Annotated in this window: 26 protein-coding genes; 12 read left to right on the top strand and 14 right to left on the bottom strand. The window is 63.0% G+C overall.

From position 1 onward, the window contains the following. Positions 1-8: 8 nt before the first annotated feature. On the bottom strand, positions 9-989 hold the full coding sequence (locus AC1DCF_RS12295) for a Dyp-type peroxidase (protein WP_477211256.1): 981 nt from the start codon (positions 987-989) through the stop codon (positions 9-11). A gap of 173 nt (positions 990-1,162) precedes the next feature. Continuing rightward, positions 1,163-2,116 carry an alpha/beta fold hydrolase gene (locus AC1DCF_RS12290; protein WP_477211255.1) on the bottom strand — a complete coding sequence of 318 codons (954 nt, stop codon included), beginning with the start codon at positions 2,114-2,116 and terminating at the stop codon, positions 1,163-1,165. Positions 2,117-2,498: 382 nt separating this feature from the next. Between AC1DCF_RS12290 and AC1DCF_RS12285 the strand changes: the two genes are divergently transcribed. Continuing rightward, positions 2,499-2,963, top strand: a complete 465-nt coding sequence (locus AC1DCF_RS12285; RefSeq protein WP_477211254.1) for a GNAT family N-acetyltransferase — start codon at positions 2,499-2,501, stop codon at positions 2,961-2,963. 157 nt (positions 2,964-3,120) lie between these two features. Next, positions 3,121-3,369: a hypothetical protein gene (locus tag AC1DCF_RS12280; protein ID WP_477211253.1), complete on the top strand. Its 249-nt coding sequence runs from the start codon at positions 3,121-3,123 to the stop codon at positions 3,367-3,369. Positions 3,370-4,122: 753 nt separating this feature from the next. Here AC1DCF_RS12280 and AC1DCF_RS12275 read toward each other — a convergent pair. Beyond that, positions 4,123-4,341 carry a hypothetical protein gene (locus AC1DCF_RS12275; protein WP_477211252.1) on the bottom strand — a complete coding sequence of 73 codons (219 nt, stop codon included), beginning with the start codon at positions 4,339-4,341 and terminating at the stop codon, positions 4,123-4,125. Between the two features lie 223 nt (positions 4,342-4,564). On the opposite strand from AC1DCF_RS12275, the gene AC1DCF_RS12270 reads away from it, so the two are divergent. The 5 genes from AC1DCF_RS12270 to AC1DCF_RS12250 all read left to right on the top strand — a co-directional run bounded on the left by AC1DCF_RS12270 (position 4,565) and on the right by AC1DCF_RS12250 (position 11,231). Then, complete coding sequence (locus tag AC1DCF_RS12270) at positions 4,565-4,987, top strand: ASCH domain-containing protein (protein WP_477211251.1); 423 nt, start codon at positions 4,565-4,567, stop codon at positions 4,985-4,987. A gap of 107 nt (positions 4,988-5,094) precedes the next feature. After that, positions 5,095-5,553, top strand: coding sequence for a GNAT family N-acetyltransferase (locus AC1DCF_RS12265; protein WP_477211250.1), 459 nt, complete (start codon positions 5,095-5,097; stop codon positions 5,551-5,553). Next, the gene (locus AC1DCF_RS12260) at positions 5,550-5,891 is read left to right on the top strand and encodes a cupin domain-containing protein (RefSeq protein WP_477211249.1); all 342 of its coding nucleotides are present in this window, start codon (positions 5,550-5,552) and stop codon (positions 5,889-5,891) included. Before AC1DCF_RS12265 ends, AC1DCF_RS12260 begins: the two co-directional genes overlap by 4 nt. A gap of 208 nt (positions 5,892-6,099) precedes the next feature. After that, complete coding sequence (locus tag AC1DCF_RS12255) at positions 6,100-7,365, top strand: HupE/UreJ family protein (protein WP_477211248.1); 1,266 nt, start codon at positions 6,100-6,102, stop codon at positions 7,363-7,365. 275 nt (positions 7,366-7,640) lie between these two features. Further along, positions 7,641-11,231, top strand: a complete 3,591-nt coding sequence (locus tag AC1DCF_RS12250; RefSeq protein ID WP_477211247.1) for an outer membrane protein assembly factor BamB family protein — start codon at positions 7,641-7,643, stop codon at positions 11,229-11,231. A 90-nt stretch (positions 11,232-11,321) separates the two neighbouring features. Here AC1DCF_RS12250 and AC1DCF_RS12245 read toward each other — a convergent pair whose 3' ends face one another. The 4 genes from AC1DCF_RS12245 to AC1DCF_RS12230 are packed head-to-tail and all read right to left on the bottom strand — an operon-like array spanning position 11,322 to position 13,661. Then, positions 11,322-12,086: an ABC transporter permease gene (locus AC1DCF_RS12245; RefSeq protein ID WP_477211246.1), complete on the bottom strand. Its 765-nt coding sequence runs from the start codon at positions 12,084-12,086 to the stop codon at positions 11,322-11,324. Continuing rightward, positions 12,083-12,901: an ABC transporter ATP-binding protein gene (locus AC1DCF_RS12240; protein WP_477211245.1), complete on the bottom strand. Its 819-nt coding sequence runs from the start codon at positions 12,899-12,901 to the stop codon at positions 12,083-12,085. The genes AC1DCF_RS12245 and AC1DCF_RS12240 overlap by 4 nt, the downstream gene beginning before the upstream one ends. After that, complete coding sequence (locus AC1DCF_RS12235) at positions 12,898-13,266, bottom strand: DUF1048 domain-containing protein (RefSeq protein ID WP_477211244.1); 369 nt, start codon at positions 13,264-13,266, stop codon at positions 12,898-12,900. Before AC1DCF_RS12235 ends, AC1DCF_RS12240 begins: the two co-directional genes overlap by 4 nt. A gap of 2 nt (positions 13,267-13,268) precedes the next feature. Further along, positions 13,269-13,661, bottom strand: coding sequence for a PadR family transcriptional regulator (locus AC1DCF_RS12230; RefSeq protein ID WP_477211243.1), 393 nt, complete (start codon positions 13,659-13,661; stop codon positions 13,269-13,271). Between the two features lie 222 nt (positions 13,662-13,883). On the opposite strand from AC1DCF_RS12230, the gene AC1DCF_RS12225 reads away from it, so the two are divergent. Continuing rightward, the gene (locus AC1DCF_RS12225; protein ID WP_477211242.1) at positions 13,884-14,171 is read left to right on the top strand and encodes a DUF1905 domain-containing protein; all 288 of its coding nucleotides are present in this window, start codon (positions 13,884-13,886) and stop codon (positions 14,169-14,171) included. A gap of 7 nt (positions 14,172-14,178) precedes the next feature. Here the strand turns inward: AC1DCF_RS12225 and AC1DCF_RS12220 are convergent, their stop codons facing one another. The 3 genes from AC1DCF_RS12220 to AC1DCF_RS12210 are packed head-to-tail and all read right to left on the bottom strand — an operon-like array spanning position 14,179 to position 16,221. Next, positions 14,179-15,432, bottom strand: coding sequence for an RNA polymerase sigma factor (locus AC1DCF_RS12220; protein ID WP_477211241.1), 1,254 nt, complete (start codon positions 15,430-15,432; stop codon positions 14,179-14,181). Further along, on the bottom strand, positions 15,432-15,767 hold the full coding sequence (locus AC1DCF_RS12215; protein ID WP_477211240.1) for a YciI family protein: 336 nt from the start codon (positions 15,765-15,767) through the stop codon (positions 15,432-15,434). Before AC1DCF_RS12215 ends, AC1DCF_RS12220 begins: the two co-directional genes overlap by 1 nt. A gap of 43 nt (positions 15,768-15,810) precedes the next feature. After that, entirely contained in the window at positions 15,811-16,221 is a 411-nt protein-coding gene (locus AC1DCF_RS12210) for an SgcJ/EcaC family oxidoreductase (protein ID WP_477211239.1), read from the bottom strand. An 831-nt stretch (positions 16,222-17,052) separates the two neighbouring features. On the opposite strand from AC1DCF_RS12210, the gene AC1DCF_RS12205 reads away from it, so the two are divergent. Beyond that, positions 17,053-17,655 carry a hypothetical protein gene (locus tag AC1DCF_RS12205; RefSeq protein WP_477211238.1) on the top strand — a complete coding sequence of 201 codons (603 nt, stop codon included), beginning with the start codon at positions 17,053-17,055 and terminating at the stop codon, positions 17,653-17,655. Between the two features lie 12 nt (positions 17,656-17,667). Here the strand turns inward: AC1DCF_RS12205 and AC1DCF_RS12200 are convergent, their stop codons facing one another. The 3 genes from AC1DCF_RS12200 to AC1DCF_RS12190 all read right to left on the bottom strand — a co-directional run bounded on the left by AC1DCF_RS12200 (position 17,668) and on the right by AC1DCF_RS12190 (position 19,144). Next, entirely contained in the window at positions 17,668-18,108 is a 441-nt protein-coding gene (locus AC1DCF_RS12200; protein ID WP_477211237.1) for a VOC family protein, read from the bottom strand. Between the two features lie 179 nt (positions 18,109-18,287). Continuing rightward, positions 18,288-18,785: an SRPBCC family protein gene (locus AC1DCF_RS12195; RefSeq protein WP_477211236.1), complete on the bottom strand. Its 498-nt coding sequence runs from the start codon at positions 18,783-18,785 to the stop codon at positions 18,288-18,290. A gap of 26 nt (positions 18,786-18,811) precedes the next feature. Further along, entirely contained in the window at positions 18,812-19,144 is a 333-nt protein-coding gene (locus tag AC1DCF_RS12190; protein WP_477211235.1) for an ArsR/SmtB family transcription factor, read from the bottom strand. A gap of 146 nt (positions 19,145-19,290) precedes the next feature. Here AC1DCF_RS12190 and AC1DCF_RS12185 point away from each other — a divergent pair, with 146 nt between their 5' ends. Both AC1DCF_RS12185 and AC1DCF_RS12180 read left to right on the top strand, forming a co-directional pair. Further along, positions 19,291-20,421 carry a M24 family metallopeptidase gene (locus AC1DCF_RS12185; protein WP_477211234.1) on the top strand — a complete coding sequence of 377 codons (1,131 nt, stop codon included), beginning with the start codon at positions 19,291-19,293 and terminating at the stop codon, positions 20,419-20,421. Between the two features lie 91 nt (positions 20,422-20,512). Next, positions 20,513-21,238, top strand: coding sequence for a potassium channel family protein (locus tag AC1DCF_RS12180; protein ID WP_477211233.1), 726 nt, complete (start codon positions 20,513-20,515; stop codon positions 21,236-21,238). A 50-nt stretch (positions 21,239-21,288) separates the two neighbouring features. Here the strand turns inward: AC1DCF_RS12180 and AC1DCF_RS12175 are convergent, their stop codons facing one another. Next, positions 21,289-21,657 carry a hypothetical protein gene (locus AC1DCF_RS12175; RefSeq protein ID WP_477211232.1) on the bottom strand — a complete coding sequence of 123 codons (369 nt, stop codon included), beginning with the start codon at positions 21,655-21,657 and terminating at the stop codon, positions 21,289-21,291. 370 nt (positions 21,658-22,027) lie between these two features. On the opposite strand from AC1DCF_RS12175, the gene AC1DCF_RS12170 reads away from it, so the two are divergent. Then, positions 22,028-23,632, top strand: a complete 1,605-nt coding sequence (locus tag AC1DCF_RS12170; protein ID WP_477211231.1) for an ABC-F family ATP-binding cassette domain-containing protein — start codon at positions 22,028-22,030, stop codon at positions 23,630-23,632. Positions 23,633-23,664 lie beyond the last annotated feature (32 nt).

The raw sequence follows: 23,664 nt of genomic DNA, 5'->3' as shown, positions 1-23,664 counted from the left end.
TCACCAACTCATGAGCTGCCGAGAGCGCGAAGCAGTGTGGCGGGTGGCACAAAGTATGTGGAGCCGGTGTGTGCCGTAGAGAAATCAAGGAGCCGGTCATGGGTGCCGGGCGGGTCCCCGATGAACATGCGTTCCAGCATCCGTTCGATGACCCACAAGTGGCGTGAGTAGCCGATGAAGTAGGTGCCAAATTCTGCGCTGCCGGGGCGCCCGAACGGCATGTTGTCACGAAGGATGTCGTGCTCACCTGCGTCGTCGGTGATTGTGGCAAGCGTCTTGTGCGACTTCTGCCCCGTGACCGCGTCGTCGAGTTCGAGACCGTCGGCTTTGCGCCGTCCAATGATCGCCTCCTGCTGTTCGGTGGTCAGCGATTGCCAGGCCGAGAGCGGATGCAAGTACTTTTGAACGACGACGTAACTGCCGCCAGCGAACGCGGCGTCCTCCTCACCGACAAGGGTCGCGGCCGGGAGACCCGGCCCGACGGGATTGGCCGTGCCGTCGACAAATCCAAGCAAATCGCGGGAATCGAAGTATCGAAATCCGGATACCTCGTCGACAACGGCGACGGCGGCACCGAGCGACTCGAGCAGCAGCCGCTCGAGCTCGAAGCAGAGATCCTGGCGGTCGGATCGAATATGGAAGAGCAGATCTCCGGGCGTGGCAATCGCCGTGTGCGTGACGCCGGCGATCTCACGAAAGGGGTGCAGCTCCAGTGGCTGTTCCCTCCCGGTCAGCGCCGTCCAGACCTGGCTACCGATTCCGACGGTGCAGGAGAGTCGCGCGCGAAGGTCCCGGAACCCGACCGTCTTGACGAGGCCGTCAATATCGGCGAGCACACCGCGCACTGTGCCAATCGCGTCGTCTCCGTCGGCAACGCCAAGCACGAGGAAAATTGCGGAGCGTGTCAGGGGCGCATCGACGCTTTGCGGTTCGATCGGCACGCGCTCCATCTCTGGTTGTCCGGTGGAGTGCGGTTCAATCGGTGCCATGCGGGCCCCTGTCAGGATCGCTCATTCGTCCACGCTATCCGCGGTCAGGCACGCAGGACAACTGATCGGCACTCTCGGTGCCGGACGGCAATTCTGTTCGTTCTCGCGCACAGTCCCCCTCCTCACGGCGCCGTGCTGGGCGCCGATGGAGCGAGGCGTCGGTCGAGCGAGTGCTACTGCGCAGAAGCCGGCGTCACCTCGGCCAGGAACCGCCGGGTGTCCTCCGCGATTTGCTTCGACAGGGTGTGGTGCAGGTGGTGGGAGCCGTCAAGGATGACGTCCTCGCCGCGGTCAACGCTTGCCGCCTGCTCCTCGTGCAGCTCGACCCAATTCGAAACCCCCGGCGTCTCGGCCTTTGCGAAGAGCAAAACGGGGAGATCCTTCGGGAACGTTGTGCCCCGGGCCGCAGCGAAGTTGGAATTCATCTGACCCATCTCGTTCAGATAAGTCGATGAGAACGAGTTCTTGAACGTGAGGATTCGCATCTGCTCCTTGGCTTTTTCGCTGTGCGGGGAGTCCGCGTAGATATCGCCGCTGGTCGACAGGAGCAGGCGCAGGAGGCCAAGCGACTTCGCAGCCTTGAGCGCGTCGGTCGACAACCCCATGTCAACGTCGGGCTGACCCGGCACGCTGCTGTCAATGCCGACAAAGGCGGTGACCTCGTCGCGGTAGGTGGTGGTGTAGTCGAGTGCATAGATGCCCGCGATCGAGTGGCCCATCAGAATGTACTTGTCGATGTCGAGCGCCTGCAACGCCTCGTGCACCTCACTTCCGATGTTCTGGGTGGTGCGCTCCTGCTCGGTGGGGTCGCTCAGGCCATAGCCGAACGGCTCGATCACGACCACGCGGTAGCTCGACTCGAGCTCCATGATCAGCGGCGAGAAGTCGAGCGCGGGAGATCCGGTGCCAAAACCGGGCAGGAGCACGATCGTCTCGTCGCCTTGGCCGCTGATCATCACGTTCATCTTCTTGCCGCCGACAGGCACGAATTGCCCGTAGGGTTCGAGTCTTTCGGCTTCAGAGTTGGTCGCAACCACGTTGATGATCGAAGTGGCGGCCAACGCCAGGGCAACAATGGCGGCGAGGCTGCCGACCGTTGTGAGGGCGATTCTGAGAGGCTTTTTCATGGGGATCCAATTTCTGTGTCGTGGGCCGGAACGTTGAAACGAGCCCAGCGGGCGCGCCCGTGGGAGAGATGGGTGTGAGACTCGGCTCGCTCGGTCTGAGATTCGAGCACCGAGAGGATGCGCACGCGGGATTCCTTTGGTCAGAACAGTGCAGTGTTCTCACGCTAAAAGCGCGTGCCCGGAGGCGCGTCCCCACGAGTGCCCATGTGTTCGGTTGGAGCGTGGACATTTGGTACGAAATCGGTGGTCGGCCCGGCGTGAGAATCCTTATCGGGCGGGGCATGCGCAAACGGCGCACAAGTTGGACCATTGCGTCCGTTCAACGTCCGCCTTACGCGCGCGCCTTCGACGGGTGCGTGGTTCGTACGCTTGCATTGACCTCATGACTTTCGATTGGTCGCTTTCGCGCAGCAAGCAATCCGATGCCCTCTGGATGGCGGAGCTGCGAGCCGAAGTCATGCGCGCCGATCTGGAAAGGTTAGTCCGATGGGATCCATTACGGGTCCGCCAACGTTTTCTGGACGCATTCGAAAGTGCCAACACCTCGGTCATCCAAATAGACGACGAGAAGGCTGGACTCATCGCCGTTCGACCGGAAGGCGACTCGATCTGGATTGAGCACTTCTACCTACAACCGACTCACCAGGGCCGAGGCCTCGGCGGCCAGGTTCTCCGTCAGATCATGGCCGAGCATGAGGACCATCGTCCGTTTCGACTGAACGTGCTGCAAGGGAGCCCTGCGCGACACCTCTACGAGCGCAACGGATTCGTTTTCGAGCGCGAAGACTCGATTGATGTGTTCCTAGTAGCACCGCCACGCGCCCCCAGCTCTCCGCCTCGGCCCTGACGACTGATGAGCCTTCCGATTCCGGTCGGTCAGAGAGAAGGCGGGAGCGGACACGTGCGGTCGGCGGCTAGCATGGCCGGCTGTGCTGCGAGACTGGACTTGAGGCTGTTATGCGCGGGACCCAGAAGGCACTCAGCAGTCCAACAAGGAAGAACTCATGAAGACTGAACGTCAGATCGACACTTCCTCCAGGCGGTTGCTCTCCATTGCGCGCCTGATCGGCCAAGGCGCCTTGACGCTGGTTCTGATCGTTTTTGATGTCGTAAAATCTGCAACTGGTGGAGGCAATTCGTCGTCAGCGTTCGTGCCCGTCATTCTTCCAGGTGCGGAATCTGACTCTGCCCCGCTCGGGCCTGACCGAAAAGCGCGCAAGAAACCTCGTCGGACCAAGCGCCGGACGAACTAGTTCTACTGATGCGCGACCCCGCGTCGCCCTGGCTTTCGATCTGTATCAAGTTCCCAGCTAGACCTCCCCGTTGAGGGTTCCTCTTTTCGGACCCCTACCGATCACCGCTCCGATGGCTGATCCAGTCGTTTCGGCGCCCGCACGACGTCCCTGTTACGGCACCCTGCGCAGGCTCCACGACGCCAGTAGATTTGTCGTCCCGCTAGGCTCAGCCCATGCTCCGCCTTCGTAAGACGCGTTGGAAAATCGCCTACATTGCGATCGGCGTTGGATCGCTCTTCGTGCTCAACGGCGGAATTCTTTCGCACCTACTTCCTGATCCAATTTACGCAGTGGTTGCAAACCTGCTTACCGTCCTGCTCTATTTCGTAGGGGTGCGATCCTTCCGGGGTGCTGGCGAACCAATTGACCCGCCCCGCGCCTCGTGGAGGATGACCTCTCGGCCGCGAGCCGGTTTCGTCATTGGATCACTACTCATCCTGAGCTTTGCCGCCGGTATATTCGCGGCGGTCTCAGGACCGAGCGACCTCAAATTTGCCGGTGTGCTTAGTGCATTAGTCGATGCGTCATTGGCGTTCTTCTACCTCAGGTCGTCGATCTTGCTGCGACGAGTGCCCCCTCTGACAGTGCAAGAAGCTCCGCGCTGGAAGCCCATCAAGAGCCAACCGCTCCAATGAACGGCCAGGCTTCTCGTCGTTAGGGGTTCGTCTAGCGTGCGTCGGAGCAGCGTCTAGGCTCGCGACAGTTGGGATCTCACTTGCTCGTGCGGCCGTGCCCTGGCCGGCGTAGGCCGAGCACAATCAGGATGATGCCGACGATGGCGATGATGAGCCCGATGAATAGCCACATGCGGCTACCTGTCATGACACTTCCCGGGATCAGATTCATGCCCTGCCCGGCCCACACTCCACCAAGGATCAGAGCGATCACGCCGGAAGTTATCAGGGCGATGCGCCCGGTACGACTAGTCACGTTTCCCAACGTACCCGCGACCGACTCATCCGTCACCGGTAGAGGTTCGGCCAACGGGCGAGCGACGTGACGGTGGGTCGGGATGCCTGTCAGGTCAGAGCGGACGTCGTGCGATCAGGAATGCCTGTGGGTACGCCGGGTGACCGAGCCGTGCCCTCGTACGATAGGGGTTCTTTCCTGGGCGGGACTCGCTTTCCTCTGGCGCTGCCGACAGACTCAAGGAATGAACGAGTACGACGATTTGCCTCGCTCTGAATTCGCCTTCCCCGGCCCGTTACGTGACCGGCTTGTTTGCGCGATTCTCGACGGGAGTAAGACATCGACGACCTCCATAGCCGTGGAGTACGAGCTAGAGAACGAGTCGTTTCCGCACCTTGGTGCACGGCAAGTTGTTGTCGACTCGGCGGAGAAAGCGGTCGCGGTAATCGAGACCACAGCCGTCCATCACGTTCGCCTGGCCGACGTTCCGTTGGAACATGCGTGCGACGAGGGCGAGGGACATTCGTCGGTTGCTGACTGGCGCGCTGGACACGAGCGGTTCTGGCACAGTGAGGAGATGCGCAACTTCCTTGGAGATCCATCGTTCGCTGTGAATGACGACACGATGGTGGTCCTTGAACGGTTCCGCGTCACCAAGTTGCTTTGAGCCACACCGCGTCACTCGTCCACTCGTCTGGTCCCAATGGCGGCGCGGAGGGTTCCTCCATTGATCTGCAGGGGGGCAGGCTGTTTCGTCACAGATAGCCTCTCCCTATGGAAGATGAGTTGACCATTTCAATCGTCACGTTCGCCGACGACGATCTCGCAGAAGAAATTCACAGGTTACTCCCGCAGCTCTCGACGACAGCGGTGTTCGACCGTGACCTTCTCAATCGGATGGTGGAGAACGAGTCAGTCGATCTCTTCCTTGCGCGTCTCGCTGGTCGGGTTGTGGGCATGGCCACACTCGTCACCTTTCCGATTCCGACGGGGCTCCGAGGGCACATCGATGACGTCGTGGTGGATGAAGCCGCGCGTGGTCGAGGGATCGCCCGCCAGCTGTTGGAGGCCATGATCGTCAGAGCACGGGCAGTGGGTGTGCGGAGCCTGGACCTGACGTCGCGCCCGTCCCGAGAATCCGCGATCCGCCTTTACGAGGCTTCTGGATTCAAGCGGCGTGATTCCGTCCTGTTCAGGTACCAGTCCGTCGATTCAGACAGGATCAGAGCATGACTGAGCCAGTTGTACGGGCAACCCTTCTTGAACAGGCTCTCGACAACAAGGTGACAGCATCCGTCCAGGTGCGTCGCATTACCTTGCTGCCCGACGTTGCTGGCGGCCCTCATTATCACAACGGCCCGGTCTTTGGATCGATCGAAGCTGGCTCTGTCTACTTCCAGGTCGATGGCGGGCCCGAAACAGTGCTGCGCGTGGGAGACGTTTTCTACGAGCCCGCGGGCATCCTGATCGATCGGTTTGATGCGACTTCCGAGGGCGTCACGTTCCTGGGCTATTTCCTGTCTAGTCCCGGAGAAGAACCAGTGCTTAGGCCGGTGGCCCAAGAACACTGAGCTGTTCTGTTTGTGCACGCGGCACCATCCGCTCGCACCGCTCGATCTCGCGTCGCTCAGACGATTTGCGTGACCCGCCTCGTCGCAGCCCACCGCAACCCGAACGTTTACCTCACAGCCGCCATGTACTCACGCAATGTTCCTCAGGCATCCAGGGCGTCATGAGGCAATGTGTGGTGCCCGATCCCGGCTAATCGATGGAGTTTGCATGCGCCGTCTCGTGATGTTCATCATCGCCTTCGTTGTCCTGTTCGGCCCAGCCACGGCAGCCCAGGCCCATCCGGTTGGTACAACCGGTGTGCTGATCGATGTCAAGGCTGAGAACGTTGCGCTGACGCTGCAGCTTCAACTCGACCAGCTGAACAAGGCCACCGGCCTTGGCCTGGCGCCCGGAGGGTCCATCCCCACGGAAGACATTGAACGACTCATCGACAACAAGGTTGCGCTCACCGCGGGCGACCGCACCTACACCACCACGATTACGGCCCTCGATTACGGCAGTATCAACGGAACCGATGCCCTCATCGTCAACCTGGCCGCCGTGCCTCCGTCTGGGCCGGGCCCTTTCACCCTGAACTATTCGCTGCTGACAGACGTCCTGACAGACCACAAGGTCTACGTTTCGCGCGTCGTCGACGGAAGTGAACCCGAACTGCTCGGCGTCATCTCCGCGACGCAATCGACCCTGGACATCGCCGTGGACTCCCCCAAGGCAAGTGTCGGGGCAATGATCGGGCAGGGGATGCACCATATTGCGGATGGCTATGACCACTTGATGTTTCTCGCGGTACTGCTGATGTCGGCTCCACTTGTGGCCAAACGGAGCGCTGCAGGGTGGCGTTGGAGCCCCCGCGCAGACAGTCTCCGCTCATCGCTGAAGCGTATCCTCGCCATCGTCACCGCTTTTACTGTCGGGCACTCGATCACGCTGCTGATCGTCAGCCTGGGCTGGTTCACTCCTCCGGTCCGCCTCGTCGAGACATTCGTCGCGCTCTCGATCGCCGCAGCGGCGTGGAACCTGGTCCGACCGATGTTCGCGCATGGTGAGGTGCTGCTGGCCGGTGTCTTCGGGCTCGTGCACGGCATGGCGTTCGCGACGACGATCCTCGAGCTGAACCTCAACATGACGGACACACTACTGGCCGTGCTCGGCTTCAACATCGGAATCGAGCTGGCCCAGCTGATTGGCGTGATACTTACCGTCCCGCTCATCCACGTCGCTGCGACCGGAAACTACTACCGCCCGTTCTGTTGGGTGGTCGCCGGTCTCGGCATTGTGGCATCGGCTGCTTGGACGGTTGGCATCTGGACTGGCACGGACTCAGTGTTGACTCCACTCTTCGACCGCATCGCCACGTATCCGTTGGTCTCCTACGTCGTGTTTGTGACCCTCATGGTCCTCCTCGGATTTGCGGCACCGAAGATCACCGGCAAGACCGGAGTCAAGACCAAGGTCAGTACCGCGGTCAATTAGGCGTCAGAAAAGGGTCGGGTGAGTGCCTGCACCCTGCGGTGAGCATGCCATTCCGCCGTCGTCGGCAAATTTACAGATGGTCGTACCCCCATAACCGGGGGTATACCGAGTCGTCACATTGGCCACTTACGTTTGCCAGCATGAAACAGCTCTTCGCACGCAGCGGGTCCCCTTCCTGTCGAACTTTGATCGCCATCCTGATAGCGACGATGGCGGCCCTACTACTTTCTGCAAGTCCCGCCTCGGCCCATACGAGCCGTGACCACGGCGAACTAGTGGTTACCACAGGTAACGGAAGCACCAGCGGGCGGCTCCTGGTCAGCAGCGACGTCGTACCCGTCAAGCAGGCCGGTGAGTGGGCCGAGGGGCTGCTGTCGGCTGGCTGCCCCCTCACCGCTACCGGGGTGGATGGTGCGAGCGGCGGCGCGCCCGGAACCGTCGTCGTCGAACTGGCATGGGGCTGCACACTCAGCCAATTGGACGTCTCCTCCCTACTGACGGCTTCAGGCGTGCCCAACCTGGTCGTCGAATTCGATGGCCACACGACCGTCGCCAAGGCCTCGAACCCCGTCGTTGACGCAACCGGGGTACACGCCACGACGCCAGCCGGAATGCCGGCAATGCTGCCAATGGCTCTGTTCGCCGCAGCCCTCGGCCTCGCGACGGCCGCGATTTTGGCCCGCCGCAGGAGTGCCTCGACACCTACTGCCCGGCCAAAGCGGAGCAGCCCGAGCGGGCGCATGCGCGTAGCCATCAGCAGCGGTTTGGCATTCGTTGCGTTGGCACCGGCATTGGTCGTGCTGTCGCCCACCGCGGCACTCGCCGCGACGCCGGGCCTGTCCCTCACCACGGAGAACCCGTCGGTTGGTCAGCAACTGGAATTCCATTACTCCACGGACGCGCCGGCGTCGAACAACTGGGTTGGCATCTACGGCCCGAAAGACGTTCCGGGTCCCGTGGCAGCAAGGACATGGGCCTACACCCCTCAGGCCGACGGATCCGTGACCTTGGGCAGCGGCGGGTTGAGTGCCGGCCCCTGGAGCGCACATTTCATGGCCAAGGATGGCTACGAGCCATTGGCCGCGCCCGTCAGCTTCACGCTCACGAAAGTGTCCAGCACGGATCTCGCCATCGTTCAGGGCTCGGTGTTCACCGACCTCAACGCGAACGGTAAGCGGGACGCGGGCGAGTCCGGGATGGCCGGCGTCTCCGTCACGGACGGCGAGAACTGGTCGGAGAGCGGCGCCGACGGCACCTACAGCCTCCAAATCGACCGGGTGCGCCGAGAAACGGACCTGGTCACAATCGTCTCGCCCAACGGTTACACCCCTGCACTGCGTGAGGACTCCGTACCGCAGTACTTCCGCACAGTCCCGGCCGGCCCGTCCCCCGTCACCGGATTGGACTTCGCCCTGGTGCCCGACGAGAACGCGGCCAACCCGGCCGAAAAGTGGTCACTCGTCTCCGATGTGGAGGTCAGCAACACCAGCGACCAAGCGGCAGCCTCTTCCCTGCCGCAGTGGACCGGGCATGTGCAGGCAATGGCCGAGGCCAAGCAAGCAACCATGACGATGACCACCGGCGACCTGACAGTCACTGACTATGCCGCGGAGCCGCGCCGGCAGGCTGGCTACGACATCCTGCGCAACGGGCTGATCGACGGCAAGCTTGGCCACCCCTTCTATCCAGTGGTGGGCAACCACGATATCGGCGGCACCGCGACATCCGTCGGCTATGGCGGCAGCCTGGAGTACTGGCGCAAGAACCTGGGCCCGGAGTGGTACAGCTTCGACCGCAACGGCCGCCACGTCGTGGTCTTGGAGAACAACTACGACTCCGCCGGCCTCGAGCCGCAGCTGCAGTGGCTTCGTGAAGATCTGCGCCGCCACGCCGTCGGCAAGCAGGTGCTGGTCTTCGCGCACCGCTCGCTGTTCACCAAGTGGGGTCCCGGTGCTGGGATGCAGCCGACGGTGGACGAGCTGGCCAACTACGACGTTCGCATGTTCGCCGCGGGCCACAACCAGCAGGCCGAGTACCGCCGCGGCGCGTTCGCCCGCTCCGTTGAGATCAACAACATGGGCACCTACGGCCTCGACTCCGCCCGGCCCGACTACAAAATCGTGGACTTCGCCGGCATCACGGACGACCCTGACACGGCGACCAACGAGGATACGGGCTACGTCGGCGGCACACACCGCCAGTTCGGCGTGAACAACGACGTCGCCCTGGTCAGCCCCGCTGCCGGCAGTACCCATGGCGCCAAGGCAGGCGTGCCAGTACAGGTGTTCGTTGAGGACGACGGACGGACGCCCGCAACGGCATCTCTGGTCGTGACGAAGAAGGAAAACGGCAAGGTGGTGTGGCAGGACGGCGCCCTGGCATTCGGGACGAACACGACAGCAACCGGAACCGTCAATTGCTACACGCCCCCGGGGGGCAAGCCCGAGCCCTGCCCGGCGGCCAGGACCTCCTGGACGCGGGCCGTTGCTCACATCGCCGGATTGACTCCTGGCAAATACACAGCGACCATGACGGCCGTCGACACCGCCGGCAAGGAATGGCCGAAGGTCGTCAATGCGTTTGTTGTCCTCGCGGATGCCAGAGTCTCGACGGTCAAGCCAGGGCAGGACTGGTTGCGCCAGGGTCGTGACGAGACCGGCGGTTCGGCCAGCGGGGACGATCCCGGTGCCAAACTCGATCTGCGCTGGTCTGCCAACACTGGAGAACAATTCCACCTCAACGGTGCGGCCGTGGCCGACGGCAAGGTGATCGTGGCCTCCCGGGCGTTCGATTCGCCGTACAGCATGATGCTTGCCTACGATGCCCGCACGGGCGCGGAAGCGTGGCGCACCTACCTCGACGGCGACGCTGAGTCCTTCCCCACTATCCATCAGGGCAAGGCGTACCTGACCACCGGCGTCGGACGCGTGTACGCCCTGGATGTGAAGACCGGCGCGGTTGCGTGGGAGACCATCAGCGGCGAGCAGACCCAAGGCTCCACCGTCCGCCGCTACGGCCGGGCAGGAGGACCGGTGAGCGTGTTCGAGCTGCCCGGTCGCCCCGCTGTCGCGGTCTACCAGGAATGGGACCGGATCAAATGCCTCAACGCCGCCACCGGCGAGCAGCTGCCCGGCGGCTTCTCAGCCGCCGCAGGGTGGGGCCAGTTTCACAGCGGTGTGGTTCGCCAGCCTGGTTCCACCTCGGCCTACCTGCACTCCGGCTCCAGCCAGACCCTCATCGAGATGGATTTGAGCACCTGCGGGCTCCTCTCCACGATGGACACAGCGGGCGACCTGTTCAGTCAGTCCACCCCGACCTTCACGAATCCCACTAGTGGCGACCCGCAATTGGTGACGGCGACGGTCTCCGGTGTTCGGGGACACAACCCGAAGTCCGGCGGCGCCACGACCTGGCACGCAAAGCTGGGCACATCCAGCGCCTGCCAGGCGGGGCCGCCGCCAGTGACCGGTCCCTCGGTCTGGGGTGGCATGGCCTACGTGGCCAGCCTGGATGGCGTGGTCCGGGCATACGACACCACATCGGCCGCCCCTGAGGCCCCCCGGTGGGAGACTCCAGTGGGCTACCTGCCGGGCGAAAGTCCGATGGATGACCCATGGAATGTCGCGGCCGGATGCAAAGCTGCCGGGCCGGGGTCCCCGGCCGCAAACGCGCTGGCCACCGAGTCAGTCGTTTATGTCGGTACCCGTGACGGACGCGTCGTGGTGCTGGACCGGGCCACCGGCAAGCGCCTATCGGAATACAACCTCGGCGGTGCTGTCACCTCTGCACTGTCCGTAAGCGGAAACATCGTGTTCGCCCTGACCGATGACGGAACCCTGCACGCCCTCGTCGCCACCAAGTCTTAGGTGTAGTGACGACGCCGCCCGCGTCCCCTTTGGGGGAAGCGGGCGGTATGCGTCGCGGGGATGTGTACCACCCATGGGCGGCACCCCGCATTAGCTGATTTTGCGACGGTAGATGGCAATCGCGAAGCCGTAGGCGACAACGAGGATGCCGACAAGCCAGGCGAGGGCGACCCAGATGTCACTGCCGACGGGCTGCTCGGCGAATAGGGCCCGGATGGTGTTCACGATGGAGGTCACGGGCTGGTTCTCAGCGAACCAGGCGACCGGGGCCGGCATCGAATCGGTGGGCACGAACGCCGAGCTGATGAACGGCAGGAAGATCAGCGGGTAGCTGAACGCGCTCGCGCCGTCGACGGTCTTCGCCGAGAGCCCGGCAATCACAGCGAGCCAGGTGAGGGCGAGGGTGAACAGCACCAAGATGCCGGCAACCGCGAGCCAGGCGCCGACGGATGCTCCGGTGCGAAACCCCATGATCACCGCGACGCCGATGACGATCGCGACAGAGACCATGTTTGCAACGAGCGAGGTGAGCACGTGTGCCCAGAGCACGCTCGACCGGGCGATCGGCATCGACTGGAACCGTTCGAAGATGCCGCCCTGCAAGTCGAGGAACAGCCGGTAGGCGGTGTACGCCACCCCGGACGCGATCGTGATGAGCAGGATGCCGGGGAGCATGTAGTTGATGTACGGCTCGTCGGATCCGGTGTTGATCGCACCACCCAGAACGTACACGAACAGCAGCATCAATGCGATCGGTGTGACCGCGGTCGTGATGATCGTGTCGGGGCTACGGAGGATGTGGCGCAGTGAGCGACCGGTAAGGACGCGGGTGTCGCCGAGGGCGTAGGTAGTCATCGGAGTTCCTTTCCTGCAGGGACCGTGCCATCGGCGCGGTCATCGTCGGAATCGAGTTCGCCGGTGTCGCCGACGAGCGCGAGGAAGACATCCTCCAAGGAAGGCTGCTTCTCGACATACTCGACCGCGGTCGGCGGGAGGAGTTTTTTGAGTTCGCTGAGGGTGCCGTTCTGGATAATCGTTCCCTTGTGCAGGATCGCGATCCGATCGGCGAGCTGCTCGGCTTCGTCGAGGTACTGCGTGGTGAGCAGCACCGTGGTGCCACTGTTGGCGAGTTTCTTGATGGTCTGCCACACCTCGATGCGCGCCTGCGGGTCGAGTCCGGTTGTCGGCTCGTCGAGGAAGATGATCGGCGGGTTGCCGATCAGGCTCATCGCGATATCGAGTCGGCGGCGCATCCCGCCCGAGTACTTCGCCGCCGGGCGTTTTCCCGCGTCGGTGAGCGAGAAGCGGGCGAGAAGGTCGTCGGCGATCACGCCCGGGTTCTTGAGGTGGCGCAGCTTGGCGATCAGCACGAGGTTCTCCCGTCCGGAGAGAATTTCATCGACCGCGGCGAACTGGCCAGTGAGGCTGATCGACTCGCGCACCTCGCCGGGCTTCGAAGCAACGTCGAAGCCGTACACCGTGGCGGTACCCGCGTCGGCTTTCAACAGCGTCGACAGGATGCGCACGAGCGTGGTCTTGCCGGCACCGTTCGAGCCGAGCAGGGCGAAGATGCTCCCCGCCTGCACATCGAAGTCGACGCCCCGCAGCACATGGAGGTCTTTGAAAGATTTCTCAATGCCCTGCACGCGGATGGCTGCTTCCGAAGTCATGGCCGTTCCTCCTCCTTTGCGTTCTCGATCGCCTTCACCAGGCGAGCGCGCTCCTTGTCAATCCACTGTGTGCCGCCGTAGGCCTGGGTGAACATCTCAGCGAACTCGACCGGGTCGTCGCCGACGATCGCGCTCACGGGCGTTCCGTCAACGACGGCGCGCTCCCAGAGATCGGCGAAGTCACCGAACATCTTGACTATGGTGTCGCCGTCGGTGATGCCCCCGTAGTACATGAAGTACCGCTCGAATGCCTTCGCGGCGGTGCGGTACGGCTCGGGGAGGGCCTCGATACGGGCCTTGTACTGCTTGTACTGCTTCTTCTGCTCGAGCGAGCCGGTGAGGGTCTCGATCCATTTTGCCGCCATGATTACGCTCCTTCTTCTTGTTCTTCTTCTTGTGCTGGTGTTGCTTGTGGATGTGTTTCTTGCGGATGCTCGATGTGGTCACGGATCTGTTCGATCCGTTCTGCGAGAAAGGCCCAGGACTTCCAGAACTCATCGAGGTACTCGCCGCCCAGTGCGTTCAGCGAGTAGACCTTGCGCGGCGGCCCCTTCTCAGACGGGACTTTCTCGACGTCGACAAGGCCGCGCTGTTCGATCCTGATCAGCAGGGCGTACACGGTGCCCTCGACGATGTCGGAGAATCCCTGATCGCGCAGTCGCGCCGTGATCTCGTAGCCGTAGGCCGGCTGCACGGCGAGCGTCGCAAGAACGATTCCCTCGAGTGTGCCCTTGAGCATCTCGGTCATTTGCTTACCCATGGCCTCGTCCTTCTAACTACTCAGTCTTGCTGACTACCAGTACATAGTAAGCATGAGTACCGGTAGATAGCAACACTGAATAGCAAAATTCTGGAGAAGATTTTCTCGCCGCTCCGTGGCCACCGATTCACAGAGGTTCATCCATGCGCCAACGTGCGCGAGTAGCCTCTGATGAGTCTGCAAAGCCCGCGCTTTCGACTGCGACAGATTGGAACTCACGCCATGAGCACAACCCCCGGCCCCCTCGATGTCACCTTCACCGGCCCGATTGGGATAGAGATCAAGGGTGACCTGTGGTCCTGCGTGGAGATTCCGGGTTCCGTGGAGCTATTCGGAACGGGCAAGGCCATCAAAGTCGTTGGTCTCGTCGACGACGAGCCGGTGGCCCTTGCGCTGATGCCGACCGGATCCGGCGGCCACATGCTCTCAATCAGCGCCAAGCTGCGCAAGAAGCTCGGCAAGAACGTCGGCGACGACGTGACGGTGCATCTGTCGGAACGTCTCACCTAAGCCGTCGTCAACCCGTCAGTTCACTCAGACGGATGCGCAGATAGCGTCGTTCGGACTCGTTGTCGGTGAGGATCAGCGCCTCTTCGAAGGCGACCCTCGCCTCATCGAGACGGCCCAGTCGGGTCAGAAAGTCGGCGCGGGCGGCGGCAAGATACGGGTAACGCGCGAGTTGCGGTTCGGCACCGAGCGCATCCAGCTCGGCCAACCCTTCCGCATAGCCGACTGCGAAGCCGAGGGCGATGGCCCGGTTGAGTTGAACGACCGGCGACGGCCACGTTTCCAGGAGTAGGTCGTAGAGGCCGAGTATCTCTTGCCAGTCAGTGTCTGACCACGACTCGCTCTCGTCATGCACGGCCGCGACCGCCGCCATCAGGGCGAACCGACTCGGAGGCCGTTGCTTCAGAGCCTCCCGCAGCAGCGCCGCCCCTTCATCGATGGCCGATCGATCCCATTTCGTCCGGTCCTGGTTCTCCATCAGCACGAGTTCACGCTGGTCATCGACGCGAGCGTCCCTCCGGGCATCCGTGAGCAACACGAGTGCAAGAAGCCCGGCGACATCGCGGTCGCCGGGAAGCAACACGCGCAGCATTCGGGCCAGCTCATGTCCGCGCTCGGCGAGATCTCGGCGCATCAGGTTCGCTCCCGAGGGAGCAGTGTGGCCAGTCGTGTAGACCAGATAGACGACGGTCAGCACACCGTCGATGCGCTCGCGTAGCTCGGACGCCGCCGGTACGCGATACGGGATGTTCGCGGCCGCGATCTTCTTTTTCGCTCGGGTGATCCGTGCTGCCGTCGTCGCCTCCGGCAGCAGAAACGCCCGCGCAACATCGGCCGTCGACAGCCCGCAGAGCAGCCGCAGGGTCAGCACGACTTGAGCATCGAGCGCGAGGGCTGGGTGGCAGCAGGTGAAAATCAGTCGCAGCCGATCGTCGGCGATGTCCTCGGTGTCGTGACCGGGGGCATCCGCCAAATTCGCCTCGGGATCGAGAAGTTTAGGCAGCGCACGCTGCGCTGTCGCGGCGCGGCGATGGATGTCCAACGCGCGTCGCCGCGCGGCCACGGTGAGCCATGCTCCCGGGTTCTGTGGGATCCCGCGCGTTCCCCAGGTCGACAACGCGCTGGCGTAGGCATCCTGAACGGCTTCTTCGGCCGTGTCGATATCGCCGGCGACACGCACGGTGGCCGCCAGTACGAAGGCCCACTCCCGACGGTGCGCATCCGCAACCGCAGCAGCGACCTCCGAACCGGCGGCCGGCGACATCAGCTCGCCACGCGCACGGGCCGAACCTCGACGGCGACGCCGGCGGGAATCTCTTTGGCGATCTCCAGCGCCTCGTCAAGGTCGGCGGCCTCGATCAGGTAGTAGCCGCCGAGGGTCTCCTTCGACTCCGCGAAGGGGCCGTCGGTCACCGAGAATCCGCCGGCGCCGTCGCGCCGAATGGTCGTTGCCGTCTCCGGCGGCTCCAGCGCGGCGCCATTGAGTAGAGATCCTCCACGACGCTGCATGAACTCAAGGTAGTCGGCGCTGACCGTCTCGCCGGCTTCCTCTTTCGTCGCCACTTCTTCTTGGAAGATCATGACCAAATACTTTGACATTCCGTACTCCCGTCGTTGGAACCTTGGCTTGCACGATTGATTTTCACTGGGCCGGCGCGTTGGCGTAGGAGGCGACGAGCCAGCGCCCATCTTCTCGAACTAGCACCCAGGTGGCAATGACTTCGCGTTCGGTCGGGAGTTCGGTCTCCCCCGCCATGAGAATGCCGGCCTTGCTGACCACGATCGCCGCGTCCCCGATGAGGCGGATGCTCAGAGTTTGATCGACCGTGCGGGATCCTTTGAGCAGGCCCCCAAAGCCGGCCGCCATAGACCTGCGGATCTCGTCCCGGTCGCGGTGAAACGCGCCCGGCATGACCACCGTGGCATCCTCTCGATATGGGGCCACGAAGGCATCCGCATCGTTGTCGGCCCAGGCGGTGTAGATCTCGTTGAAGAGACTGCGAATCTCGTCGGTCGCCTCGAGCTGAGCGGTGGCTGAATTGTTGTTCGACATTGGTCTGTTCCGTTCGTCGTTGTCGGTGAGCCTTCTCTTTGGGCCCTTACCTCTACGACGCGGAGCAGACGCGCAGATCGACAACGGTGCCCAGATATTTCGAAGCAGTCATGACGTGGCCTTCAACGACCCGCTCGCTCGGGTCCAGCGACCTCTGCGGTCTTCCGCGTCCCTTGACAAACCCCGCGGCGGAATCAATGATGCGATCCTCACCAGGTTCGCCCTGAAGTTCGACGTCGAACCTGGCCGGATGAGTCTCCGACTATTGAAAGAGCGCTGTGACAGTTCTCGTGTGGGCGTGTTTTGCCGTCGGGGCGGTCCTGCTGTTTCTCACGTGGATGAGTGTGATCGGAACGCTGATCGTGCCGCGATCCACTCGCAGCGCTGTTTCTCGGGTAACAGGCCGCGCCACGATGAAGTTCTTTCATGCCATCACGAAGCCAATTTCTTCCTATGTGGTGCGCGACCGGGTGCTGGCCTGGCAGTCCCCGATGTCGTTGTTCGTGCGCCTCCTCGCTTGGGTTGCGATATTCAATTTCTCATTCATTCTGCTTCTGCTCCCGTTCGTCGAAGGTGATTTCTGGAAGGCCGCCAGCGAAGCCGGCTCCGCGATGTTCACGCTGGGATACGCAGAGCCGACGAACGCCGGCAACACTGTGTTGGTCTATGCGGCCGCGATCACCGGCCTGATCGTCATCGCCTTGCAGGTCGGATATCTGCCCCCCCCTCTACGCCGCATTCAACCGGCGCGAAGCGGAAGTCACACTTCTCGTCTCGAGAGCCGGCTCGCCCTCCTGGGGACCCGAACTCCTTGTTCGCACACGTTTCGGCATGGAGGCCCAGAACACCACCCAAGAGTTGGGCGAGCTCTACCAGCGCTGGGAGCGCTGGGCTGCCGAAGTTGCCGAGTCCCACAGCACCTACCTCACCCTGGTGTGGTTGCGCTCACCGGCGGCGCAGTCGAACTGGCTTATCTCACTGCTCAGTGTGATGGATGCCGCGGCGCTGCAACTTTCGTTGAGCCCGAAGTCGGCCCCGCATATCCACGCCCGACTCGTACTTCGGATGGGATTCACTTGCCTCAATCAAATTGCGCGGGCTGTTCGCATCCCGGTCGACGAGGATCCCGACCCCGACTCCCCCATCGACGTGACGTTTGAGGATTTCCAAACGGCGGTGGAGATTCTGCGAACCGTCGACTTTCCGATTGAGGTGACGCCGGAACAGGCCTGGCCCCATTTCAGAGGATGGCGCGTCAATTACGAAAAGGTGGCCTATGCGCTCGCCTACGCGATCGATGCCCCGCCAGCAATGTGGAGCGGCCCGCGACGGTTCAAGTTCGAACCGGTCTTGCCACACCGACCCAAGAATCGCACCGCCAAAGAAGTGAAGCCCGACGACCCGCAGATCATCACCCGACCGCGCCCCGAATGAGCGCAGCCGACGTCAGCCGATCTGCTCGGCCAGCGCGACGATGATGCCCGCGGGGCCGCGGAGGTAGCAGAGCCGATACGTGCTCTCGTACTGCGCGATCTCGTCGAGGAGTTCCGCGCCATGAGTGCGCAGGCGGTCGACGGTGTCGTCGATGTCGTCGACAGCGAACATGATGCGATGCAGGCCCAATGTGTTGGGCGGAGGGTTTTCCGATCCAGCCCCAGACAGCGCGGGAGCGTGATACTTGGTCAGCTCTAACCTGCCGTGGCCGTCGGGAGTGCGCAGCATTGTGATTTCGCTTCGGATCCCGTCGAGCCCGACGGTGCGGTCGGCCCACGGGCCTTCGATGTGGGCGCTGCCTTCCACCTCCATGCCGAGCTCAGCAAAGAAGGCGACAGCCGCGTCCAAGTCGTCGACAACGATCGCGACGTTGTCCATCCGTTGAATAGCCATGTCTCCCCATCCGATCACTGCGCGAGCAAATTGTGGCGACACGATTGCCGCCGGACTCTCCGCAATTGATCGGAACCTAGCACGGCGCATCAGCTGGTTCAACGAACCTCGGCCCGCCCGCGACGACCACCGCGGCCGAACCACGAGCGGGCCGAGAGGCCAGCGAACACGAACGCGAGTTAGGCCGACACGCTCTCGGCGAGAAGCGCGTCGATCTGGCCGAGGGCGTCGCGCATCCCCTCTTCCATTCCCATCGCCATCACTTGTTCCATCTGATCAAGGGAGGAGAACGTCGACACAATCGTCATGCGTGTCGTGTCGCCGTGCTCCTCCAAGGTGACCACTGCGCTCCCAACCCCCATGGAGGCATCCGGTTCTCCGTCGTCGCCCGAGAACCCGTCGTCGAACGCGAGCCGGCGCGGGGCGTCGATCTCGGTGAAGGCCCACCAGCCACGGGGCTTCTCGCCCTCCGGACCGGTCATAAAGTAGCGGGAGCTGCCGCCCTCGCGAAACTCATGGCGTTCGAATGTGGCAGGAAAGGTGGGCGGTCCCCACCAGCGTTCGAGTTGGCGCGGGTCTTCCCACAGCTGCCAGACCCGGGAGGCGTCGGCGTTGAACCCGGCGACGAACGTGAGCGTCAATGAGTCAAGGTCTTTCTCAGAGCTGAGTACGGTCATGATTTCTGTCCCTTCTCGGATATCGGTTAGTTTTCGGCGAGGATGCCCACCATGCGTTCGGCCCGGTCGTGCCAGATCTGTTCGTAGGCGTCGAGTAGTTGCGCTGCACGCCGCAGCGTCTCCGGATTGGCCTGCACGATCTGTTCTCTTCCGCGTCGTTCCTTGCCGACGAGTGCGGCTCGCTCAAGCACCGCCACATGTTTCTGCACCGCGGCAAAGCTCATCGCATAGCGTGCGGCGAGCGCTGAAACCGACTGCTCACGCACCATCACCCGGGTGATGATGTCGCGCCGCGTCGCATCCGCCATTGCCTGAAAGATGCGATCGATCTCGTGTGCGCTCAGATTTGATACAACCATTTGGTTGCATGTTAGTTCGCGGCGTGGAGGCGCGCAAGGGTTTCCCGATGGGCGAATTTGCACGGGCCTGGCGCGTGTTCAGCTTCCCCGGGGCCAGCCGCAGTGGGATCCTCAGTAGGTAGGTACGGCAGCTGAGGAGGCGCGCGATGAATCCAGAAACGGAACCGGTCCCGTTCACGAGTGACGACTATGCAGCACGGATGGAGCGTGTCGTGGCCGATGCGCTCGGCGCCGGGCTGGACGGTGTCATCGTGATGCCCGGACCCGATCTTGTCTGGCTCACCGGCTACCAACCCACCGCCATCACCGAGCGGCTGACCATGCTGGCGCTTGCTCCCGGCCAGCCGCCGACCCTGCTGGTGCCGATCTTGGAGCGCGCAGACGCCGAAGCGGCTGCCGGTGCGCCGAGTGTCGAGATCGTGGATTGGACGGATGGGACGGACCCCTACGAGGCAGCACAACAATTCGTGCGCCCGCACGGCCAGTTCGGCATCTCCGACTCGGCCTGGGCGATGCACCTGCTCGGACTGCAGGAGACGCTGCCGGAGACCCGCTACCGTTCGCTGAGCCAAAGCCTGCCGATGATGCGCGCGGTCAAAGACGCCGATGAGCTCGCCCGCCTGGCACTCGCGGGCGCCGCAGCGGATGCGACGTTCTACGAGATCGTGAAGGTGCAGTTCGCCGGGCGCCGAGAGAACGAGGTCGCCGCCGACCTGGCCCGGCTGCTGCGCGAGTTCGGCCACGAGCAGGTCGACTTCACCGTCGTCGGCTCCGGACCGAACGGGGCGAACCCGCACCACGAGGCCGGCGAGCGCGTGATCCAGGTCGGCGATGCGGTTGTGCTCGACTTCGGCGGTCTGATGCACGGCTACGGGTCGGACACGACTCGCACGGTGTGCGTCGGCGAATCGACCGAGGAGCAGCGGGATGTGCACGAAATCGTGCGGAACGCCCAGCAGGCCGCATTCGACGCGGTCGCACCCGGCGTCGCCTGCCAGGAGATCGACCGGGTCGCCCGGGCGGTCATCACCGAGGCCGGCTACGGCAAGGAGTTCATCCACCGCACCGGCCACGGCATCGGCGTCACCACGCACGAGCCGCCGTACATGGTTGAGGGCGAAGAGCAGCTGCTGAAGCCCGGCATGTGCTTCTCGATCGAGCCGGGCATCTATCTCCCCGGGCGCTTCGGCGTGCGTATCGAAGACATCGTCACGGTTACCGAAACCGGCGGCGAGCGCTTCAACAACAGCGACCGGACGTTGCGGCTGGTCGAGTAGGAATGGGTGGCCGGGCGGGGGTGCTGTCGATCGCACCCGCCGGTCGCATCCGTTGCGTTTGCAGCACCGAGCGGAGCCCTAGAGTTTTCACATGAATCAAGCCCGCTGGCGAAAAGCCATGGACTGGCCGCTCACTATCGCAGCCGTCGTTTTTCTCATTGCCTACGCGTGGGAAGTCATCGGTAACCTTCAAGGCCCCCGGGCCGCCCTTGCCGAGACTGCTATCTGGGCAACGTGGACTTTCTTCGCGATTGACTACATCGTGAACTTGGTTCTTGCCGAGCAACGCTGGCGTTGGTTCTATACCCACATTCTTGATCTGCTCGTCGTGGTCCTTCCGATCCTCAGGCCGCTCAGGCTTCTCCGGCTCGTGACTCTTCTCAGCGTTCTCCAGAGAACGGCCGGGGCGGCGTTTCGCGGACGAGTCGTCGTCTACATCGCGGGTGCCTCAGCGCTGCTCGTCTTCGTTGCGGCCCTCGCAGTTCTCGATAGCGAGCGAGGATCACCCGGGGCATCAATTTCAACGTTCGGCGATGCAGCGTGGTGGGCGTTTGTGACGATTGCCACAGTTGGCTACGGCGACTTCGTGCCGGTCACCGCACAGGGTCGCTTCATTGCTGGCGGCTTGATGCTGGGCGGTATCGCGCTCCTCGGCGTCGTCACTGCGACGCTTGCCTCGTGGATCGTCGAACGAGTTGCACAACAGGGTGTCGATGACCAGGCGGCAACGAGGGGTGAGATTAAAGCGTTGGAGCTTCAGTTGACTCGGCTGCAGGAGACTCTCGATCGGCAGGCTGGCGCGGAACGCAGCAACTAGGGTTTCGATCGCTACTGAACCCTGGCTACAACGACCGGGGCCCCTCGGGCTCAGTTCAGCTCAGTTCCCTGCGACACCCACACCCGGCCAATCGCGTCGTGGTACTCGGTCAGGCAAGAATCTGCCTGGACGCTGATCGTTGCAAGCTGAGCTTCAGTATCCCGTTCAGCGGAAAAGTCGAAACTCAATTCATTGCCGCGCTCCACGATTTCTGTCGGTTCTGCTCCGGCCTCGACCACGCACTGTCGCCAGTCATCGACGGATTGGCGGTACTCAGCCTCGTCGACATAGAGGTCGGCCAGCACCTGCTGCTGGTACTCGCTTGAACTGTCCCGAAGCTCAATGCGCTGGTCGTCGTTCAGAACGTTGAACGGCGAGACGCTGCAGCCGGCCAATAGAAGGATGCCAATGATCGGCATGACGAATCCCATCCGCATACTTCCCCCTGAGCGTGAGTGGTGCTCGAAAGCTAGCCCATTGCCCTGACCACGTCAACAAACCTGGGCTGGGCATCCGTTACCTCGCCGCACAGCCGGACCGAACAGCGGCGAATCACCCAGCAACACTTTGTAGACTCGAACCGGGCCACATGCCCTCCGGGCCAGCACCAGCTGGCCAGCCACTTCGTCGCGGCACGCGTTGACGCTCGCGGCACGTGTTCAGACACGTGCCACCTTCTCAAACACGTGCCACGAACTGCGTACACGAGCGACGTACACGAGCGACGTACACGAGCGACGTACACGAGCGACGACGGCCAGAGGGATGCCCCGCGAGAGGACACCAGCAATGAGCCTGATCAGGCTGCAAGACATCAACGTCAACTTCGAGAAGACCCAGATTCTGCGCGAGGTGTTCCTCCGCCTCGAATCCGGCGACCGCGTCGGCCTGATCGGCAAGAACGGTTCGGGCAAATCGACCATTCTCAAGCTGATCCTCGAACAGGTGACCCCGGACACCGGAACCGTCACCGTCGATGCCGGCGTCAAGATCGGCTACTTCTCCCAGTTCTCCGAACTGAACGGCGCATCCACGATTCTTGAGGTTCTCGACGAACTCTTCGCCCCGATCAAGGCGATCGAAGCCGAATTGGCCGCGATCGACGCCGACATCGCGGTTGTCGCGATGGACCCCGACGGCGGCGACGAACTCGACCGGCTCATCCATCGCCAGGCTGAACTGTTCGAAGAGATGGAACGCCTCGGCGGCTGGGACTACAAGCGCAACATCGACACCGCACTCACCACGCTCGGCTTCAACGAGGCCCACCGCGTCTGCCCGATCGACGATCTGTCGGGCGGCTGGCGCAACCGCGCGGCCCTGGCGAAGATCCTGCTCGAGAACCCCGACGTGCTGCTGCTCGACGAGCCCACCAACTACCTCGATGTGGCCGGTGTCGAGTGGCTCGAGTCGTGGTTCCGCGACTTCAAGGGCGCCGCGATCATCGTCTCGCACGACCGCAAGTTTCTCGACGCCGTCGTCACCCGCATCATCGAGGTTGAGAACTTTCACCTGCATGAGTACCCGGGCAACTTCGGCGAATACGTGGTGCAGAAGCAGTTCCGGCTCAAGACGCTCGAGGCGCAGTTCGTGCACGAATCTGAACTGCTCGCATTCGAATCCGAGGGCATCGCCGACCGCCGCGAGGCCGCGAAGGCGTCGAGCCGCAAGCTCGGCAGCCAGCTCGCCAGCATCAAGAAGAACCGCGCACCGCGCCCGGTCGACCAGATCATCACCGAAATCTACAGCGGCCTGCACATCAAGGATGTGCTCTGCCGCGTCGAGTCACTCGACAAGGGCTACGGCGACAAGCTGCTCTTCAGCGACCTCGGCTTCGAGGTGCGCCGCGGCAACCGCATCGTCGTGCTCGGCTCCAACGGCAGCGGCAAGTCCACGCTGCTCAAGGTGCTGAACGGCGAAGAGAAGGCGGATGCCGGCAAGGTCACCTGGGCACCCGGCGCCGGAGTTGTCTCGTACAACCAGGTGCTCGCCGAGCTCGACGAAGACGACACGGTCAGTCATTCGGTCAACGCGATGCCGGGCAGCCTGGCCTTCACCGCGACGCGCAAATCAGTGAACCGGTTTCTGTCGATGTTCCAGTTCAGCGAAGCCGACCTCAAGCAGAAGATCGGCAACCTCTCGGGTGGCCAGCGGGCACGCGTCGCGATGGCGCAGTGTTTGCTGTCGGGCGCATCCGTTCTGCTGCTCGATGAGCCGACCAACCACCTCGACATGTCGAGCACTCAGGTGATGGAACGCGCGCTGCTCCACTTTCCGGGCGCGGTCATCGTGGTCAGCCACGACCGGTTCTTCACCGACAAAATCGCGAACCGGCACCTGGTATTCGGCGGGGAGAATGCCCTTCCGGGCGAGATTGAGTTGCGGGTCGCTTAGTCGACGAGCCGCGGTGCGGTGCGCTGCGGTGC

The organism is Leifsonia sp. 10L418, from assembly GCF_056395445.1.
Note: the sequence above shows the minus strand (reverse complement) of the source record. Positions and strands in the feature narration are given on the sequence as shown.

Excerpts from the sequence above, each read along its gene's own strand:
- AC1DCF_RS12295 (WP_477211256.1), bottom strand. The coding sequence starts at position 989 with ATGGCACCGATTGAACCGCACTCCACCGGACAACCAGAGATGGAGCGC.
- AC1DCF_RS12290 (WP_477211255.1), bottom strand. The coding sequence starts at position 2,116 with ATGAAAAAGCCTCTCAGAATCGCCCTCACAACGGTCGGCAGCCTCGCC.
- AC1DCF_RS12285 (WP_477211254.1), top strand. The coding sequence starts at position 2,499 with ATGACTTTCGATTGGTCGCTTTCGCGCAGCAAGCAATCCGATGCCCTC.
- AC1DCF_RS12280 (WP_477211253.1), top strand. The coding sequence starts at position 3,121 with ATGAAGACTGAACGTCAGATCGACACTTCCTCCAGGCGGTTGCTCTCC.
- AC1DCF_RS12270 (WP_477211251.1), top strand. The coding sequence starts at position 4,565 with ATGAACGAGTACGACGATTTGCCTCGCTCTGAATTCGCCTTCCCCGGC.
- AC1DCF_RS12265 (WP_477211250.1), top strand. The coding sequence starts at position 5,095 with ATGGAAGATGAGTTGACCATTTCAATCGTCACGTTCGCCGACGACGAT.
- AC1DCF_RS12260 (WP_477211249.1), top strand. The coding sequence starts at position 5,550 with ATGACTGAGCCAGTTGTACGGGCAACCCTTCTTGAACAGGCTCTCGAC.
- AC1DCF_RS12255 (WP_477211248.1), top strand. The coding sequence starts at position 6,100 with ATGCGCCGTCTCGTGATGTTCATCATCGCCTTCGTTGTCCTGTTCGGC.
- AC1DCF_RS12245 (WP_477211246.1), bottom strand. The coding sequence starts at position 12,086 with ATGACTACCTACGCCCTCGGCGACACCCGCGTCCTTACCGGTCGCTCA.
- AC1DCF_RS12240 (WP_477211245.1), bottom strand. The coding sequence starts at position 12,901 with ATGACTTCGGAAGCAGCCATCCGCGTGCAGGGCATTGAGAAATCTTTC.
- AC1DCF_RS12235 (WP_477211244.1), bottom strand. The coding sequence starts at position 13,266 with ATGGCGGCAAAATGGATCGAGACCCTCACCGGCTCGCTCGAGCAGAAG.
- AC1DCF_RS12230 (WP_477211243.1), bottom strand. The coding sequence starts at position 13,661 with ATGGGTAAGCAAATGACCGAGATGCTCAAGGGCACACTCGAGGGAATC.
- AC1DCF_RS12225 (WP_477211242.1), top strand. The coding sequence starts at position 13,884 with ATGAGCACAACCCCCGGCCCCCTCGATGTCACCTTCACCGGCCCGATT.
- AC1DCF_RS12220 (WP_477211241.1), bottom strand. The coding sequence starts at position 15,432 with ATGTCGCCGGCCGCCGGTTCGGAGGTCGCTGCTGCGGTTGCGGATGCG.
- AC1DCF_RS12215 (WP_477211240.1), bottom strand. The coding sequence starts at position 15,767 with ATGTCAAAGTATTTGGTCATGATCTTCCAAGAAGAAGTGGCGACGAAA.
- AC1DCF_RS12210 (WP_477211239.1), bottom strand. The coding sequence starts at position 16,221 with ATGTCGAACAACAATTCAGCCACCGCTCAGCTCGAGGCGACCGACGAG.
- AC1DCF_RS12205 (WP_477211238.1), top strand. The coding sequence starts at position 17,053 with ATGGAGGCCCAGAACACCACCCAAGAGTTGGGCGAGCTCTACCAGCGC.
- AC1DCF_RS12200 (WP_477211237.1), bottom strand. The coding sequence starts at position 18,108 with ATGGCTATTCAACGGATGGACAACGTCGCGATCGTTGTCGACGACTTG.
- AC1DCF_RS12195 (WP_477211236.1), bottom strand. The coding sequence starts at position 18,785 with ATGACCGTACTCAGCTCTGAGAAAGACCTTGACTCATTGACGCTCACG.
- AC1DCF_RS12190 (WP_477211235.1), bottom strand. The coding sequence starts at position 19,144 with ATGGTTGTATCAAATCTGAGCGCACACGAGATCGATCGCATCTTTCAG.
- AC1DCF_RS12185 (WP_477211234.1), top strand. The coding sequence starts at position 19,291 with ATGAATCCAGAAACGGAACCGGTCCCGTTCACGAGTGACGACTATGCA.
- AC1DCF_RS12180 (WP_477211233.1), top strand. The coding sequence starts at position 20,513 with ATGAATCAAGCCCGCTGGCGAAAAGCCATGGACTGGCCGCTCACTATC.
- AC1DCF_RS12175 (WP_477211232.1), bottom strand. The coding sequence starts at position 21,657 with ATGCCGATCATTGGCATCCTTCTATTGGCCGGCTGCAGCGTCTCGCCG.
- AC1DCF_RS12170 (WP_477211231.1), top strand. The coding sequence starts at position 22,028 with ATGAGCCTGATCAGGCTGCAAGACATCAACGTCAACTTCGAGAAGACC.